Source organism: Paenibacillus oleatilyticus (assembly GCF_018998565.1).
Taxonomy (GTDB): domain Bacteria; phylum Bacillota; class Bacilli; order Paenibacillales; family NBRC-103111; genus Paenibacillus_G; species Paenibacillus_G oleatilyticus.
Map to the genome: position 1 here is coordinate 11,574 of NZ_JAHNZO010000026.1, position 17,453 is coordinate 29,026.

Consider the following 17,453-nt stretch of genomic DNA (forward strand, 5'->3'; position numbering starts at 1 on the left):
CTCTTGACCTACACCCTAATTAAATTTATACTAAGTCTAAATACTATTAAGGGGTGAGCCTGATGAGCAGATTGAATTTAACCACGCAGCGCAAAGCGATTCTGGATCTAGTCCAAAGCTGCGAGGATCATCCGACGGCCGCCGAGATTATGGAACGGCTGCGTATGAAGGGTCACCAATTTGCTTATGGCACAGTGTACAACTCGCTTCGGTACTTGACGGATGCGGGGCTGATTCGGGAACTCAAGCTGGGGGAGACCGCCAGCCGTTACGATGGAAGAACGGAAGACCATTACCATATCGTGTGTAAGAAGTGCGGACGGGTCGATGAAGTGCTGTCCGCGCCGCCCGCCGAATGGATTCGGGAGGTTGCGGCGAAAACGAACTACGACGTGCATCACAGTCAAGTCGTCTTCGAGGGGGTATGCTATTCATGCAAACATCCGAACGCGTAATGCAGCCGCTCATGCGGATGGGTTATTCGCAAACCGAGGGTACTGGAATGGCCGCCGCGGAGCGGCTTGCCGAAAGCCCGGCGGCTCCTATGGCTTCAAGCGCTGGAGAAACGGCTAGCACGAGGCCTTTCCTGTGCGCTGAAACAAAGCGCGTGGCCGTCATCAGTCCGTTCCCCGGGGCACTGCATCCGCTGATTAACGGACTGGCAGGCGAGTGCTACGACGTTCTCGTGTTTCACCGGTTCGAGGCCCAGGTCATGAATGCGTTGGCTGTCGATCTGTTCGTGTTCGACGTGACAACGGCGGACTGGGAAGGCGTGGCCGGCATCCGGGAGGCGCTCTCTTCCGATCCGAAGAAGCAGGCCCGCTCAGTGCTGTTGGTCGGGGAGCGGGAGATGGACGATAACAGCTTCGCCGGACTCGGGGAACTGCAGCCGTGGCCGACGGGTCTGCAGGAGGCGATGTACCGGATCGAGCTCAAGCTCAGCGGTCTGGCCGATGCGGAAGAAGGGAACAGTGTCGGAAGCTTCAAGGATTTGCAGATCGACACCAAGAAGATGACCGTTCTGCGCGGCGGCAGCCGTATCGAATGCACGAAGACGGAATACGAGATTTTACTGATGCTGCTTGAAGCACAAGGGGCGGTGATGTCGCGTGACGAGATCATGAACCGCATCTGGGGCAGCTCGTTTGTCGGCGGCAGCAACGTCGTCGACGTTCATGTGAAAAGCTTGCGCAAAAAGCTGGGCGACAATCCCGCCGCACCGCAGTACATCGCGACAGTGCGCGGGGTCGGATATCGGCTGGCCGACTGATGAGTCGGCCGCCCGCTTCATCCGATCTTCATGGAAAACTCACGGAATGCTCATGATTCTGTCATGCAGCGATGGTACAATGATCTCATGATTTAGATCGAGTCTAAATATAAATGAAAGGTGAGATCAAGATATGAACCATCGTTTGACGACCAATCAAGGCGCTCCCGTGGGGGATAACCAAAATTCGCGTACGGCAGGCCGCCGCGGACCGACGCTGCTGGAGGATTACCATCTGCTGGAGAAGCTGGCCCATTTTGACCGGGAGCGCATCCCGGAGCGGGTCGTGCATGCGCGCGGTGCCGGTGCGCATGGCGTATTCCGCGTCGAGCGGAGCATGAAGCCTTATACGAAGGCGCATTTTCTGCAAGATGTGGGGCAGGAGACACCCGTATTCGTTCGGTTCTCGACCGTGATCCACGGCACCGGCTCGCCGGAGACGGCCCGCGATCCGCGCGGATTCGCCGTGAAGCTATACACGGAAGAAGGCAATTATGACATCGTCGGCAACCACTTGCCGGTATTCTTTATCCGCGACGCGCTGAAATTTCCGGATATGGTGCATTCGCTCAAGCCCGCACCGGACACGAATATCCAGGACCCGGCAAGATACTGGGACTTCATGACGTTGTCGCCGGAATCGACGCATATGCTGACCTGGGTGTTTTCGGATCACGGCACCCCCGCCAATTACCGGCAAATGGACGGCTTTGGCGTGCATGCGTTCAAATGGGTGAATGCGGAAGGCAAAGTCACGTACGTCAAATATCATTGGAAATCGATGCAAGGCGTTGTGAACTTGTCGGCCGATGAGGTCCGGGAAGTGCAGGGCCGAGACTTCAACCATGCGACGAGGGATCTGTTCGATCAGATCCGGGACGGGAACTTCCCGCAGTGGGCGCTGCACGTGCAGCTGATGCCGCCGGAGGACGTGGATCGGTGGGGCTTCGACCCGCTCGACGCGACGAAAGTATGGCCCGAGGATGCGTACCCGCTGCACCGGATCGGCACGATGACGCTGAAGCGGAACCCGGACAACTTCTTCGCCGAAGTCGAGCAGTCCGCCTTCTCGCCGAGCGCTTTGGTGCCGGGGATCGAGCCTTCCGAGGATAAGCTGCTGCAGGGCCGTCTGTTCTCCTACCCCGATACGCAGCGGTACCGGCTTGGCGCGAACTATCTGCAGATTCCTATCAACTGCCCGTATGCGCCGGTCCGCAACCATCAGCGGGACGGGGCGATGAACGTGAAGCAGGATACGTCTACGGTCAACTACGAGCCGAACAGCGCTTCCGGCAGTCCGCAGGAAGACCCGGCCTATGCGGAAAGCGAAGCGCAGCTGACAGGCCCCGCGCTCCGGCAAAAAATCGAGAAGACCGACGATTTCACACAAGCCGGCGAGCGGTACCGCAGCTACACGAAGCAGGAGCAGGATAACCTGATCCGCAATCTGGTCAACGATCTGAAGCAGACGAGCCAAGACATCCAGCTGCGTGCCATCTGCAACTTTTTCCGGGCGGATGCCGAGTACGGGATGCGGCTCGCGCAAGGGCTCGGCATCGATATTCAAAGCTTTATTCCGCGTTCGAACTAGAAACGGGAAGACCGCTCTCGTGAAGCTGCTGCTCCGGGGAAACACTGTCTTGTAAGACAAAAATATCGTCTCATGAAAAGTCACGTAAATCGTGGCTTTTTTGTTTTGGGGGGTTAGATATAAAATTTTATTTTATCTCCGACGATATATTGGTCTCCGTAGTGGATAACCTTCATGTCGGGGGAGTAGACCGGTCCCTGAATCATCAAGAGGGGATATCCTTTTTTTACCTTTAAATGTTTGGATTGGAACGCATCGGCAAACACAATCTGGATCGATCTCCGGGTCCTGTTCAGGACAACGTGAAATTGATCCCGCAGCGTCGCATAGAGCGATTTGTTCGTCAGGTCTTCGTTCAGCAGCGACATATATTGGGGAGGAAGATACGTGAAGTCCAGCATGACGGGCACGTTATCGGCCATCATGACGCGCTTGATGGAAACGATTTCGGAATGGACGGGAACACCCATTGCCGTTGCAAGCGACGGGCTGGCTTCGATTCGTTTTTGCTCGATGACCTCCGAGGAAGCGGCAAGTCCGTTCATCTTGCATATTTCCGAAAACCCCAGAATAGGCCCGAGCTCTCTTTCGATTTTGTTGGAGCTGATAAAGGTCCCCTTACCTTGCTTCCGGGTGAGCAGTCCCTCCTCAATAAGCTCATTAATCGCCGATCGAACCGTCCGGCGGCTAATCGAGTACATCTCGCACAATTCAAATTCCGTAGGCAGCTTCTGTCCAGGCTTGAGCTTGCCGCTGGCCAGCTCGTCCTTAATAATTTGCTTCAACTGAATATACATCGGCACAACATTATCTTGTTCCAGTCTGCTCATATTTCCACCTTCTCGGATCTAATCTCCGTAACGGAGCACCAGGGATATATTAGAACTTACCCACATTATAAACCATTCCGCGGGAAGAGTATAACGACACCGCTGCACAATCGTCTCCGGGGATATTTTTTATTTTGCTGTTGAATTTGTACAAAATCTATAGTAACATAACATACATCACGTTACAATACGATACATTATGAGATGTAACGTGATGAATATAAGCAAACAGGAGGCTACAATTTCTATGAATCAAGAGCATGCACAACAACTGAAAGCGGCGATCGAGGCAGTAAAATCACGTGACATCGGCAACATTTACTTTGTTGCATGCGGCGGCTCGATGGCGACTCTCACCCCGGCGCAGTACATTCTTGACAGAGAAATCGATATTCCTTCGGCTGTTTACTCATCCAACGAATTTATTCTTCGATCTCCGAAAGCGCTTAACGAAAAATCCGTCGTGATCTCCTGCTCTCATTCCGGCAATACGCCTGAAACCGTCAAAGCGACGGAATTTGCCCGTTCTAAAGGCGCGTTGACGATTAGCCTTTCCCATCTTGTCGACTCGCCGCTCTGGAACGCGGCCGAATACAGACTGCATTACGACTGGGGAACGGAGGCGCGTGCGGAAGAAAACAATTACGGCATTTTATACCGATTGATCTTCGGCATTCTCAATACGCTCTATCCGAACGAAAAATATGCTCGCGCCGTGGCCTCCGTTGAGACAAGCCTTCACGACGTGTTCGAACGAAACAAAGCCAACACGCTTGAAGCGGCCAAAGCTTTCGGAAGCGATTACAAGCGGGAGCCGATCATTTACACGATGGCGAGCGGCATCAATTACTCGCTGGCTTACTCGTTCGCCATTTGTCTTCTTCAAGAGATGCAGTGGATTCATTCCAGCGCGATTCATGCCGGCGAATACTTCCACGGGCCGTTCGAAGTTACCGATTACGACGTACCTTTCATTATCATCAAAGGAATCGGCGAGACGCGTCTGATGGACGACCGCGCACACGATTTCTGCCAGAAATTCTCCGACAAAATCGTACTTATCGATGCGGAAACGTTCGATATGGAAGGCATCTCGGCCGAAGTGCGCAATTATTTCGCCAATCTGGTCGCCGGCGTTGTGCTCAGACAGTACGCTCAGTATTTGTCGGAGTTTAGAGGACATCCGCTGTCCGTCCGCCGTTACATGTGGAAAATGGACTATTAATATTTGCCGCTTGAATGAAAGGATAGGCTGTCGTATGTTTTGGTTATGGCGTTTCCCGGTTCGGGAACTACCGCCATAACCAAAACGGCGGCAAGGAAGCAGCAGGCGGGGATTGGCGTATTCAAACGGAGTTTATCTTTAGCGGAGGTGTGAAATCATCTATGAAAAGAAAAACAACCGCGATCTTTGCAAGCGTTCTCATTTTGCTGACGGCCGCTTGCAGCTCCACGAACGGGGATCAGGCAGGGTCGAAGGACCAACAGACGACAACGCTGAAATTTTTCCACCGCTGGCCCAGCGAACCGAGAAATTCTTATTTCAACTACATTGTGAAGGAGTTCGAGAAGCAAAATCCCGGCGTAAAGATTGAAATGGAATCGGTGCTTAACGACAGCTACAAAGAAAAGATCAAGGTGCTCGTTTCTTCCAACAACATCCCCGACGTATTCACTTCCTGGTCCGACAGCTTTGCGGAAAACCTGGTGTCTTCCGGAAAGGTTAAAGACATTACGTCCATGTTCGATTCCGATGCGAACTGGGCGAATACGATTATTAAATCGCAGATCAAGCCGTTCACGTTTAACGGCAAAATTTACGGCGTTCCGTTTACGATGGACGGAAAGGCGTTCTTTTATAACAAAAAAGCGTTCGAAAAGGCGGGCATACAGAAGCCGAAGACGTGGGACGAACTGATTGCCGCGCTCGATAAGCTGAAGGGCGCCGGATACGACGCACCGCTCATGGAAGGGCTGCAAAATACATGGGCCGTTAGTCACTACTTGGGCACCATGAACCAGCGGATGCTCAGCCCCGAGGTCATCGCGAAGGATTACAAGACGGAAACGGCGCAATATTCGGACCCCGGCTATGTAAAAGTTCTTGAATATTGGGACAAGCTGGTGTCTTACATGGGGCCGGCCGCGACATCCATCGATCACGAGGCCGCCAGAAATCTGTTTATCGCGGAAAAGGTGCCGGTGATGTATCTACAGTTTGCCGAGCTCGGCTATTTGACGAAAAACCCCCAGCTGGAGTTCGACTTTTTCAATTTCCCTGTGTTTCCCGAAGGCAAAGGCAATCCGGGGGCGTTAACCGGGGCTCCGGAAGGATTCATGATCAGCAATACAGGCAAGCATCAGGAGCTCGCCGAGAAGTTTGTGAAATTTATCGTATCGCCTGAGAATGCAGCGAAATTCCAGAAGGATGCCGGGGCAATGACCGCCGTCAAAGGCTCCGCCACCGCCGAGAACTCTCCGAAGGGAACTTTGGAAGCAGTCGATGTCATTATGAACGCTTCCGAGACGACGCCTTGGCTCGACAATGCGATCAACATTGCCATAGCGGACGCCTTCATGAAAGGCGGCCAAGCGATGGCGTCCAAGTCGATGACGCCTCAGCAGGTTATGGAAAGCGTGCAGAAGGCGGCCAAATCGCTTCAAAATGCAAAGTAACGAACCGACCGGAACAAGGGAGCATTGCGACTCGGTTTTTACCAAACCAATGCTCCTGATAGGTGAAAGATCGGAGGAGACAAAGTGAAATCAAGCAAGCTGGCTCCTTTTTTGTTTATTTTTCCGTGCCTGCTCATGCTGGCATTATTCGTCTATATGCCACTCATACAAAACCTGGTTTACAGCTTTCAGGAATTTTCCATGCTATCGGGGAAAAGAAGCTTTATCGGATTGGACAATTACAAAACGCTCTTTTCCGACCCCGTTATCGTTACCGCTCTAATCAATAATGTAAAATATGCCGTCATCTCCGTCATTTTTCAGGTGGGGTTCGGGTTGATTTTGGCCGCAGTATTGGAAGACGAAGCTTTCCGTAAAATTTCTCCGTTTTTCCGGACCATTTATTTTATCCCGGTCGTGATTTCGATCACCGTCATTTGCTTGCTGTTTACGTTTGTGTATCATCCTACCGACGGTCTGCTCAATCTCTTTCTGGAGGCGGTCGGACTCGGGAGCTGGGCGAAGCCATGGCTCGGATCGGGCTCCACGGCGATTTATGCCGTCATCGCGGTTTCGCAATGGCAAAGCGTCGGCTACTGCATGATGCTGTTCATCGTCGCCATTCAGAAAATCCCGGCCGATCTGTACGAGGCGGCTAAAATCGACGGCGCCGGGAAGATCAGAAGCTTCTTCAACGTTACGCTGCCTCAGGTGAAGGAGATGTGTTTCGTAACTTCGGTCATTACGATCACGGGCGCGTTCATGGTATTTAACGAACCGTTTATTATGACGAAAGGCGGCGGTCCCGGAACGAGCTCGATTACGATCGCGGTTCATATGTATCAAACCGGATTCTTCAAAGACAGCATGGGCTATGCCTCTACGATTGCCATGCTGATGTTTCTTATCACGGCTGTACTGGCTTTCGCGCAGACTGTATTTTTCAGAACAGGCAAGGGGGATTAATTCGTGACAGCCAAATTCAGCATTAGTAAAACGGTCATTTTATTATTGCTCGCCGCGGGTGTTGTGCTAATCCTCTATCCATTGTCCTGGATGCTCGCCTCGTCGTTCAAGAGCTACGACGAAATCTTCGGCTCGGTCTGGGGACTGCCGAGCAAATGGTTGTTCTCCAATTATGCGACCGCCTGGAGTAAAGGCGTGGCCAACTACTTTGTGAACAGCGGCATTGTGACGATCAGCACAATCGCGGGTGTCGTCCTGATCGCATCGCTGTGCGCCTTCGGTCTAAGCAGATATTCTTTTAAATTCGATAGAGCGGCGCTGCTGTTCGTGATGGGCGGAATGATGCTTAACCCGCAAGTTTGTCTTGTACCGCTTTACATTCTGCTGCAGCAAACGCATTTGCACAATACGCTTCTGGCGTTAATTTTGCCTTATATCGCATTCCGGCTGCCGCTTATCGTTCTGCTGATCCGTTCGTACTTTCTCGGCGTATCCAAAGAAATCGAGGAGTCGGCGAAAATCGACGGCTGCTCCGCCTTCCAAATCTATTGGCGCATCTTCATGCCGATGTCGACTCCGATCATTTTGACTTCGACCATCCTGATCGCTTATTATGCATGGAACGAATTTTTATTCGCCATCATCTTCATCGATTCCGAGAAATACAAGACGATTCCGGCGGGGCTGATGAGCTTCAAAGACGCTCTGTCCACGGACTGGGGCGTGCTGCTGGCCGGCTTGGTCATGTCGGCGCTGCCGCTGATTCTGTTGTTTATCTTTATGCAGAAGTACTTTATCCGAGGGATTGCCGCAGGCTCGGTGAAAGGATGAACGGGCCTGAATCATGGGAGGTTGCCGAATGATGAAAATGATTGCGATTGGAGACAATGTCGTCGATTGCTATCTGGATCAACAGCTGTATTATCCGGGCGGAAACGCGGTCAATGTGGCCGTCAATTGCAAAAGAAACGGTTTCGAAGAATGCGCGTACATCGGCGTCTTCGGGAACGACAAAAAAGCGGAGCATATCAGGAAATCTCTTGACCAAGAGCAGGTGACCTACGAGCTCTCCCGACAAGTGTACGCTCCAAGCGGTTCACCCGGAGTTCAACTGGTCGATGGAAACCGCGTATTTGTCGGAGGCCCGAAAAATACGGCGCAGCACATCGTTCGCTTAAGGCTGACTCCTCACGATATGGAGTACATTTCCCAATTCGACGTATGTCATACAAGCTGCTATTCCAATATCGAAGGAGAACTGGCTCAGATCAAAACCGCGTGCGACATTTCCTTCGACTTTTCGACGAATGTCGGCATGGACTATTTGCAGAGGGTATGCCCTCATATCAAATATGCGTTTTTCTCCGGCGCCGACCTGCCGGACGATCAGCTCGACCCGTTGATTGAAGCTTGCCATCGTCTCGGAGTCGAAATCGTCGGCATTACGCTGGGGGGCAAAGGAGCTTTGTTTTCGCGAAACGGTGAGCGCTATGTTCAGGGCGTTAAGCCGACCGAAGTTGTCGATACGATGGGAGCAGGCGACAGCTTTATCGCCGGTTTTCTTACCGGGTACATCCAACACGGCGGGATGGAATCGGCACTTGATTACGCTGCGGATTGCGCGGCAAAGACCTGCACCTTTTACGGCGCTTACGGTTACCCTCATCCGATGGAGAGGGATTGATCCCCGTCAGATCTGCAACCTGCATCTCGCTCGCACACATATTTTTTGAGGGACGAGGGATAATGACTCCTAGCTGACAAAAAAAAGAAGGAGTGAGCCCAACCCTTGAAACGTATCGCAATCGCCACCATCCTGCTGGCCGGTCTGCTGGCAGCCGTCCCGGTCCAAGCGGCTGCCGCAGGGGACGGCGCCTATCATTTCGGGTTCAAGAAGAGCAAGAACGGCAGCCGTCCCTCTATCAACGAAGAAGGCTTCAAGCCCATTGTGGAGAAGCACGGGGCTATTTTTCTCGGGGATACGACGCAGAAGGAGCTGTATCTCACCTTCGATAACGGCTACGAGAACGGGTATACCGCCCGCATACTCGACGTGTTGAAGGAAAAGAAGGTTCCTGCGATTTTCTTCGTCACCGGGCATTACATCAAGGATCAGCCGGAGCTGCTGCGGCGCATGGCGGCCGAAGGCCATCTGATCGGGAACCATTCCTGGAGCCATCCCGACATGACCCAGATTCCGAGCGACAAAATCAAGGACGAGCTGGAGAAGGTCAAGGCGGACGCGGCGCAAATTACCGGACGCCAGACGATGACCTATCTGCGTCCGCCGCGGGGCACCTTCAACGACCGCAGCCTCGCCGTCAGCAAGGAGCTCGGGTATACGAGCGTGTTCTGGTCGGTCGCGTACAAGGACTGGGACACGAGGGCGCAAAAGGGGGCCGATTACGCCTACAACCAAGTCATGGCCCAGCTTCATCCCGGAGCCGTCATCCTGCTGCACGCGGTATCTAAGGATAACGCGGACGCGCTCGGGCGAATCATCGACGCCGCCCGGCAGCAAGGCTATGAATTCAAGAGCCTGGACCAGTTGACGGTCAAGTCTTACTAGCGGAGACAGGCCGACTGACGAGGGTACGACCCATACCGTGCGGGGAGTCGCTCCCGCCGCAGCAAGCGTCATGGTGCGCGAGTTTCGGCGGGATGACGGCTTATTTGTCGTTTCGGTCCACCTCTTATTCGGAAAATGACTATTTTTTGCTAATTAAAGGCATTTCAAATCGTTTTTAGTGGCAAAAAATCCGAACAATCGCTTGCAGAATTACAAATTCTTATGTATGATTAAATTACGTCGCATCACAAAAAGCCGGTTGCTCTTGAAGGTGAACGAATGCCCCTGATCGACACGAATGAAAATAAAAAGAAGCTGTGCCACCTGTACAACGAAATTTCGAAAAGCTTGTTCGGCTTCGGAACGACATTGCTGCGGGTTACGATCGACGACCGGATCATCACGTATTATGCCAAGCATCGTCGTTCGCCGCGCTCGGATGCGCTCGAAGGCGAGGCGCCTACGCTGAAGCACGAGGTCGACTTTTACATGTCTTCGATCTATAAGAAGAAGCTTCGGGAGAAGCTGGAGCAGGAATTCGGGCTGGAGATCGAAGCGCTGCTGAGGGATTACGACCCGGCGACGCAATGGGCGATTACGAATGTGATTCTGCACGAACCGAAATAACAGGCCGGAGCCGCGGCGTTGATCTATCATCGAGCGGACCGCATGCATTGCCATAGATGCCGCTTATCTTTGTTTACGAAGAAAAAGCGCTCTTACGTAGAAGATTTATTTCTATTTAAGGGCGTTTTTTCTTTTTTAAATAAAATGCAAGAAGAACCGATGCCGGTGAGAGTATACTGCTAAACGTTTCTACAAATCTTAAATCATGGATACAGGAATGTTTCCTACTGGAGGATGAAGAACGATGATGAAAAAACGAATGATTCGCAGCTTGCTTTCCGTTTCGCTGATTGGATTGGCTTTGTCCGGATGCGGCCAAGCGGGAGGAAACAAGGAGCAGGGCGCAGCACCGGGAGCGGGCGGCGGAGAGCCGACCAAGCTGGTCATTTCCACCTGGGGCTTCTCCGAGGACTTCTTCAAGAAAGAAGTATACGCGCCTTTCGAGAAAGAGCATAACGTGAAGATCGTGCTGGAAATCGGCAACAACGCCGAGCGCTTGAATAAAGTGAAGCAGGGCAGCTCGAACGTCGATCTGATCTACCTCTCGGACTATTACGCGCAGCAAGGTATCGAGGCGGGAGTGTTCGAGAAGATCGACCGCAGCCGCATCCCGAACCTGAAGGATATTTACGACATCGCCAAAGCGCCGCTCGGCGAGGACTACGGTCCGGCTTATACGATCGGTCAATTCGGCATCGCCTATAACCCGAAAGCGGCGGGCAAGGAAATCAAATCGTGGAGCGATCTGTGGAGCCCCGAGCTGGCGAAGAAGCTGACGCTGCCGAACATTACGTCGACGAGCGGCCCGATGATTCTGGACGCGGCTTCGACCGTTGCTGGCAGCACGACGTTCAACGCGGACCAAGCGTTCGCGAAGCTGAAGACGCTGAATAAAAGCGTCGTGAAATATTACGGTCAAACGTCCGAGTTCGTGAACATGTTCGCCCAAGGCGAAATTGCCGCCGGACCGATCATGGAAATGTATGTGAAGGACTTGAAGGCTGCCGTGCCGGATACGAAGTTCGTTACGCCGCAGGAAGGCGCATACGCGATCATGAACACGGTGAACGTCGTGAAGGGCAGCAAAAACAAGCAGCTGGCGGAAGATTTCATCAACTGGCACCTGAGCAAGGAAGTACAGGAGAAATCGGCCAAGTCCAAAATCGATTCGCCGGTAAATACGACGCTGCAGCTCAAGCCGGAGGAAGCGCAAGGCATTACGTACGGCGCGGACGTGGTGAACAAGCTGCGCAAGCTGGATATGAAGTTCGTCAACCAGAACCTCAAGGGCTGGATCGACCGCTGGAACCGCGAAGTTACACAATAAGTTACGCAATAAGTCAAGCAATAAGCAACGCGATAGCATGACCATAATCGAAACGCTGGACAAGGGTATATGATCCGACATGTACCCTTGTTTTCATATCGGGAGTATGGAAAGGAGCTAACGGAGCGCATGAAACGAAAAGTAATCCTCGATGTCGATACGGGCGTGGACGACGCGTTAGGCATTCTGCTCGCGGTCAAGAGCGGACAGTTTGACGTGCTCGGCATCACGACGGTCAACGGCAACGTATCGCTGGATCAAGCGACAGCTAATACCTGCAAAATCCTCCAACTGCTGGACGTTGAAGCGAGCATCCCGGTCATCCGGGGGGCTGATCGGCCCTTGCTGCGTCCCCATTATTTCGAGCACCGGATTCACGGGGCGGACGGCCTCGGCGGGGCGCTGCGGGACATGGAAGTCCGCCAAGGCGCGGCCGAGGGGTTCGGGCCGGACTACATCGTGGACCGCGTACGCGAAAACCCGGGCGAAGTGACGCTGATTATGACGGCTCCGCTGACCAATCTGGCGCTCGCGTTGATGAAATATCCCGGCCTTGTGAACGACGTGAAAGAGGTCGTCCTGATGGGCGGTGTCGTCGCGGGATACGGGAACGTGACCCCGACGGCGGAGTACAACATGTATGTCGATCCGGAAGCGGCCAAGCTCGTACTGCGCGCCGGCTTCCCTTTCTTGACGCTTGTCGGGCTCGATGTGACCCGGCGCGCGCTGCTCAAGGACGAGCATATCGCCGCGCTCGGCGATACGCCGATCGGCCGCTACGTGAAGGAGAGCACGGCCGATTATATGCAGCGCTATTCCGAACGCAACGGCGTCCGCGCCTGCGCGCTGCACGATCCGTTGGCCGTCGGGGTGGCCTTATCCCGCGAGGTGGTCACGACGAAGCCGTATTACGTCGATGTGGAAACCCGCAGCGAGCTGTGCGACGGCCAGACGGTCTGCGATTTTCAGAACCGGCTCGGACAGAAGCCGAACGTTCAGGTCTGCACGGACGTGGACGCGGACGCCTTTCTCCGGCTGTTCGTGCAGACGCTGAGCCGTTAGCCCCCAATCCAGGAACAGGAGAACCGTTCGATGAAGAAATCGTATCTGTATTTGCTATTGCTGCCGGGACTGTTGTTCCTGACGGTATTTATGGCGGCTCCGATCCTCATTACGATCGGGTCCACCTTTTTCCAGAAAGGGACTGTGACGTTCGACGGGTACCTGCACTTCTTCAAGGACCCGTATTTTCTCAAAATTTTGCTGACGACATTGCAGGTCAGTCTGGTGACGACGGCGATCTGCATTTTGCTCGGCTTTCCGGTCGCCTACTATATTTCCCGGCAGAGCCTGAAGAAAAAGAGCGTGCTGCTCGCGCTCGCGATCTTCCCGCTGCTCACCAGCTCGGTCGTCCGCTCCTTCAGCTGGATGATCGTCCTCGGTAAGAAGGGGCTGCTTAACACGGCGCTGCTGGCGATGGGGATCATTCAGGACCCGCTGGATATTTTGTATACGCCGACCGCAATGATGATCGGTCTGATTCACCTGTTTCTACCGCTGATTATCATCACGCTTGTCGGCGTCATGGAAAACATCGATGCCGATCTGATCAAAGCGGCGGAGAGCCTCGGGGCGTCCCGGTTCACCGCGTTCCGTAAGGTCGTGATCCCGCTCAGCGTACCGGGTCTCATTATCGGGAGCATTCTCGTCTTCGTCGGCAGCTTGACCGCGTACACGACTCCGGCGCTGCTTGGCGGGAAACAGCGCGTTATCTCGACGTTCCTGTACCAGAACGCGATCACGCTGAACGACTGGTATTCGGCCTCCGTCATCGCGACGATCATGATGGCGATTACGTTCGTGGTCATCAGCCTGATGAATAAACTGGCCAACACTTTAAATCCGAAGGGGTAGAAGGGATGAAGGAGAACAACCGGGGCCTCGGCCTGTTTACGCTGCTTGTCTATATCTTTTTGCTCGGTCCGCTGGTCATTATCGCCTTCGCTTCGTTCGAGCCGGGATCCGTGCTGAAATTTCCGCCGCAGGGCTTTTCGCTTAAGTGGTACGAGAAAATTTTCGAAGTGGAAATGTTCATGAGCACGTTCAAAACGTCGATCATTGTCTCGATTCTGGGCAACCTGTTCGCGCTCTTGCTCGGCGTGCCTGCGGCCTATGCGCTCAGCCGCTTCGATTTCAAGGGGAAAGACGCCCTGAACGGCTTCTTTATATCCCCCGTGCTCATCCCGGGCATCGTGCTCGGGTTTACGATGCTGAAGTACCTGATCGTCACGTATCATCTGCCGCTCTACACGGCGCTGCTCGTCGGTCATACGGTCATCATGCTTCCGTTCATTATTCGCGTCATCGCGTCCAGCTTGTCGAATTTCGATTTCGCCATCGAAGAGGCCGCGCTTAGTCTCGGCGCCGGACGGCTCGGAACGTTCTTCAAGGTCGTCCTCCCGAACATCAAGTCGGGGATTATCGCGGCGATTCTGATCGCTTTTCTGGAGTCGTTCAACAATGTGGATATTTCCGTCTTCATGACGGGCCCGGGCATCAGCACGCTGCCGATTCAGATGCTGACCTACGTGGAAAATTATTTCGATCCGACCATCGCCGCCATTTCCGTGCTGCTCATGCTGTTCACGGCGGTGTTCATGTTCCTGATCGAAAGGCTGATGGGCCTTTCTTACTTTACCAAACGATAACGGAGGCTCGTACCCATGGCATTGCTATCCTTGGAAAATGTGTCGGTCGCCTATGATCACCAATATATTCTGCAAAACTTCAACCTGACGGTCGAGAAGGGGCAGCTCATTTCCCTGCTCGGCCCAAGCGGCTGCGGCAAAACGACGACGCTGCGGCTCATCGCCGGCTTCCTCGAAGCCAAAGACGGCAAATTCATGCTGAACGGCAAAGATTACACGCGGGTGCCGGTCAACAAGCGGAACTTCGGGTTCGTGTTCCAGAGCTATGCGCTGTTCCCGCATCTGTCCGTATACGATAACGTCGCCTTCGGCCTCCGCCTGCGGAAAGTTCCGGAAGCCGAGATCAAGCAGCGCGTGCTTCGCATCCTGGAGGTCGTGAGCCTCGCGGGCTTCGAGCAGCGGTTCCCCAAAGCGCTGTCCGGCGGGCAGAAGCAGCGGGTGGCGATCGCCCGCGCCCTCGTCATCGAGCCGGATCTGCTGCTATTCGACGAGCCACTAAGTAACCTTGATGCAAACCTGCGCGTCAATATGCGCGTCGAAATCCGCCGCATTCAGCAGGAACTCGGTATTACGACCGTCTACGTCTCGCACGATCAGGAGGAATGCTTCTCCATCTCCGACCGCGTCGCGATCATGAATAAGGGCATTATCGAGCAGTTGGACCGGCCTTCTACGATCTACAAATACCCGAAAACCGAATTCGTCGCCCGGTTCATCGGCTTCAACAACTTCATTACGTTCGAAGAACGCCGTGAAGCCGGCGACGGCATCGAGCTGAAGGTGAAGGGCTATACGTTCCATGCCGCCCGACAGCCCGGCACAGAAGGAGCTACAAGCAAGAAGGGCGCGATTCGCCCGGACGATATGCAGCTCGGCACCGCGGAGGAGATCGGTCACGGACCAAACCGGGTAAGGGGCGGCATCAAGGTAAGCACGTTTCTGGGAAGAAGCTACCAGTACGTCGTCGAGACGGACCTTGGGGATTTTACGGTCAACAAAGAAATGGAAGTCCCTTACAGCAGCGGGCAGCAGGTGCATTTGCTGTTCCCGGCGGACAAATTGGTCCTGGTAGACTAACGACGACTTGGAGGTACCGGCATCATGCGAGTGGATTTACTGATCGAGAAGGTACACGTATATAACAGCTATTTTAAAAAGTTCGTTCAAGGCAATGTCGCCGTCTTGAACGGATCGTTCCTGTATATCGGCGGACGCGGGACGGAGACGTTCGAAGCCGGCGAGATCGTTGACGGCCAAGGCCGCTACATGATCCCAGGTCTGGTCGATATTCACCTGCATATCGAGAGCACGATGGTCACTCCGGAGACGTTCTCCTACGGGCTGATTCGCAGCGGCGTGACGACCATCGTCCCCGAGCCGCATGAGATGGCGAACGTCTTCGGCCTGAGCGGCGTGAAGCAGATGATCGAGGCGAGCCGCGATTGCGTGGCGGACATGTTCTACGCGATTCCGAGCTCCGTACCGGCCACGTCGATGGAATCGACCGGCGGCACGATCGAGATCGAGGATATGGACGAGTTGCTGCGGACGGAAGACATCATTTGTCTCGGCGAAATTATGAACTACGTCGACGTCATCGCGGACCCGGATTGCAAAACGAACCGGATTCTGGCGCATATCCGCAAGCAGTATCCGAAGCTCGTCATTGAGGGACATGTTCCGAAACTGCTCGATCTGGACCTGCACCGGGTCATCTATGCCGGGGTCGATTCGGACCACACGCATCAGACGATCGAAGGGATGGAAGCACGCATCGGCGCAGGCATGTTCATCGAGATTCAAGAAAAGTCGATGACGGAAGACGTCATGAACTATTTGATCCAAAACGACGTCTCCGAGCACTTCTGCTTCGTCACCGACGACGTCATGGCCGATTCGTTCCAGCGGCGCGGCCATCTGGACCATATCGTCCGCAAGGCGATCCGCATGGGCATGTCGCCGGAGAAGGCGATCTACGCCGCGACGTTTACCCCGGCGCGCCGGATGCGGATGCATGACCGAGGCGCCATCGCCCCCGGCAAAATCGGCGACTTCGTGCTGCTGTCGGATCTGCGCGAGCTGACGATTGATCAGGTGTACAAACAAGGCCGCAAGGTGTACGACGTGCGCGAGGCGTATGTTCCGAAGGAGCACGGCCACGCGTTCCCGGCGCACTACTACCATAGCGTGCAGCTGCCGCTGCTGACGGAAGCGGACTTCGTTGCGCGGCCGGAAGGTGCGGTGGACGGCCGCCATGCGTGCCGCGTGATGCAGGTTAAAGATGGCTCCACCTTCACGGAGGATGTACGCGGCGAGGTCGAGATCCGGAACGGCGAGCTGTGCTGGCAGGAAAGTCCGTACGCGCTCATCGCGACGTTCGAGCGGTACGGCAAGAACGGGAACCGGGCATATGGCTTGATCGGCGGAGATACGATTCAACGCGGCGCGGTGGCGACGACGTATTCGCACGATAACCACAACCTGCTTGTGGTCGGGCACAACCCGGCCGATATGGCGCTTGCGGCTAACGAAGTGATCCGCAGCCAAGGCGGCTTCTGCGTCGTGGAAGCGGGCCAAGTGCTGGCGCACCTGCCGCTGCCGGTCGGCGGCATCTTGACCGAAGCCCCGCTCGACGAGACGGCGAAGGAAGTCGAGAAGCTGCGCAAAGCTATGGAGTCGCTCGGGTACAAGCACTACAACCCGATCATGTCGATCAGCACGCACTCGCTTCCGGTCAGCCCGGCGCTCAAAATTACCGATCTGGGCCTGATCGACGTGAACGCGGGCAAGGTTGTACCGCTGCTGGTTGAGGGGTAGTTAACGGGATATGTTGAACAAACGGCTCTTGCCGCCAAGCTGCGGACAAGGGCCGTTTCGTATTATGTCAGA

At 54.4% G+C, this 17,453-nt stretch carries 17 protein-coding genes; 16 read left to right on the forward strand and 1 reads right to left on the reverse strand.

Annotated elements, in window-relative coordinates; translation table 11 throughout:
• The first annotated feature begins 62 nt into the window (after positions 1–62).
• From KQX66_RS26845 to KQX66_RS26855, 3 genes are all read left to right on the forward strand, one after another.
• On the forward strand, positions 63–455 hold the full coding sequence (locus KQX66_RS26845) for a Fur family transcriptional regulator (RefSeq protein ID WP_216795953.1): 393 nt from the start codon (positions 63–65) through the stop codon (positions 453–455).
• Positions 434–1,270, forward strand: coding sequence for a response regulator transcription factor (locus KQX66_RS26850; RefSeq protein ID WP_216795954.1), 837 nt, complete (start codon positions 434–436; stop codon positions 1,268–1,270). Before KQX66_RS26845 ends, KQX66_RS26850 begins: the two co-directional genes overlap by 22 nt.
• Positions 1,271–1,403: 133 nt before the next feature.
• Entirely contained in the window at positions 1,404–2,861 is a 1,458-nt protein-coding gene (locus tag KQX66_RS26855; RefSeq protein WP_216795955.1) for a catalase, read from the forward strand.
• Between the two features lie 113 nt (positions 2,862–2,974).
• Here the strand turns inward: KQX66_RS26855 and KQX66_RS26860 are convergent, their stop codons facing one another.
• Positions 2,975–3,691 (reverse strand): GntR family transcriptional regulator, encoded by a 717-nt coding sequence (locus tag KQX66_RS26860; RefSeq protein WP_216795956.1) that lies wholly within the window; start codon positions 3,689–3,691, stop codon positions 2,975–2,977.
• Between the two features lie 247 nt (positions 3,692–3,938).
• On the opposite strand from KQX66_RS26860, the gene KQX66_RS26865 reads away from it, so the two are divergent.
• From KQX66_RS26865 to KQX66_RS26925, 13 genes are all read left to right on the forward strand, one after another.
• Positions 3,939–4,916, forward strand: a complete 978-nt coding sequence (locus tag KQX66_RS26865) for an SIS domain-containing protein (RefSeq protein WP_216795957.1) — start codon at positions 3,939–3,941, stop codon at positions 4,914–4,916.
• A gap of 161 nt (positions 4,917–5,077) precedes the next feature.
• A complete protein-coding gene (locus KQX66_RS26870; RefSeq protein ID WP_216795958.1) occupies positions 5,078–6,367 on the forward strand; it encodes an ABC transporter substrate-binding protein in 1,290 nt (429 codons plus the stop codon).
• A 135-nt stretch (positions 6,368–6,502) separates the two neighbouring features.
• Positions 6,503–7,333, forward strand: coding sequence for a carbohydrate ABC transporter permease (locus tag KQX66_RS26875; RefSeq protein ID WP_216796034.1), 831 nt, complete (start codon positions 6,503–6,505; stop codon positions 7,331–7,333).
• 3 nt (positions 7,334–7,336) lie between these two features.
• Positions 7,337–8,164, forward strand: coding sequence for a carbohydrate ABC transporter permease (locus KQX66_RS26880; protein ID WP_308647281.1), 828 nt, complete (start codon positions 7,337–7,339; stop codon positions 8,162–8,164).
• Positions 8,165–8,192: 28 nt separating this feature from the next.
• On the forward strand, positions 8,193–9,017 hold the full coding sequence (locus tag KQX66_RS26885; RefSeq protein ID WP_253957458.1) for a PfkB family carbohydrate kinase: 825 nt from the start codon (positions 8,193–8,195) through the stop codon (positions 9,015–9,017).
• A gap of 105 nt (positions 9,018–9,122) precedes the next feature.
• Positions 9,123–9,902: a delta-lactam-biosynthetic de-N-acetylase gene (gene pdaA / locus KQX66_RS26890; protein ID WP_216795959.1), complete on the forward strand. Its 780-nt coding sequence runs from the start codon at positions 9,123–9,125 to the stop codon at positions 9,900–9,902.
• Between the two features lie 279 nt (positions 9,903–10,181).
• Entirely contained in the window at positions 10,182–10,529 is a 348-nt protein-coding gene (locus tag KQX66_RS26895) for a hypothetical protein (protein WP_010500265.1), read from the forward strand.
• A gap of 244 nt (positions 10,530–10,773) precedes the next feature.
• Positions 10,774–11,856: an ABC transporter substrate-binding protein gene (locus KQX66_RS26900; RefSeq protein ID WP_216795960.1), complete on the forward strand. Its 1,083-nt coding sequence runs from the start codon at positions 10,774–10,776 to the stop codon at positions 11,854–11,856.
• A 129-nt stretch (positions 11,857–11,985) separates the two neighbouring features.
• On the forward strand, positions 11,986–12,918 hold the full coding sequence (locus tag KQX66_RS26905) for a nucleoside hydrolase (RefSeq protein ID WP_216795961.1): 933 nt from the start codon (positions 11,986–11,988) through the stop codon (positions 12,916–12,918).
• A gap of 30 nt (positions 12,919–12,948) precedes the next feature.
• On the forward strand, positions 12,949–13,770 hold the full coding sequence (locus KQX66_RS26910) for an ABC transporter permease (RefSeq protein ID WP_216795962.1): 822 nt from the start codon (positions 12,949–12,951) through the stop codon (positions 13,768–13,770).
• A 5-nt stretch (positions 13,771–13,775) separates the two neighbouring features.
• Complete coding sequence (locus KQX66_RS26915) at positions 13,776–14,564, forward strand: ABC transporter permease (RefSeq protein WP_216795963.1); 789 nt, start codon at positions 13,776–13,778, stop codon at positions 14,562–14,564.
• A 15-nt stretch (positions 14,565–14,579) separates the two neighbouring features.
• Positions 14,580–15,641, forward strand: coding sequence for an ABC transporter ATP-binding protein (locus tag KQX66_RS26920; protein ID WP_216795964.1), 1,062 nt, complete (start codon positions 14,580–14,582; stop codon positions 15,639–15,641).
• Between the two features lie 24 nt (positions 15,642–15,665).
• Positions 15,666–17,381, forward strand: coding sequence for an adenine deaminase (locus KQX66_RS26925; RefSeq protein WP_216795965.1), 1,716 nt, complete (start codon positions 15,666–15,668; stop codon positions 17,379–17,381).
• Positions 17,382–17,453 lie beyond the last annotated feature (72 nt).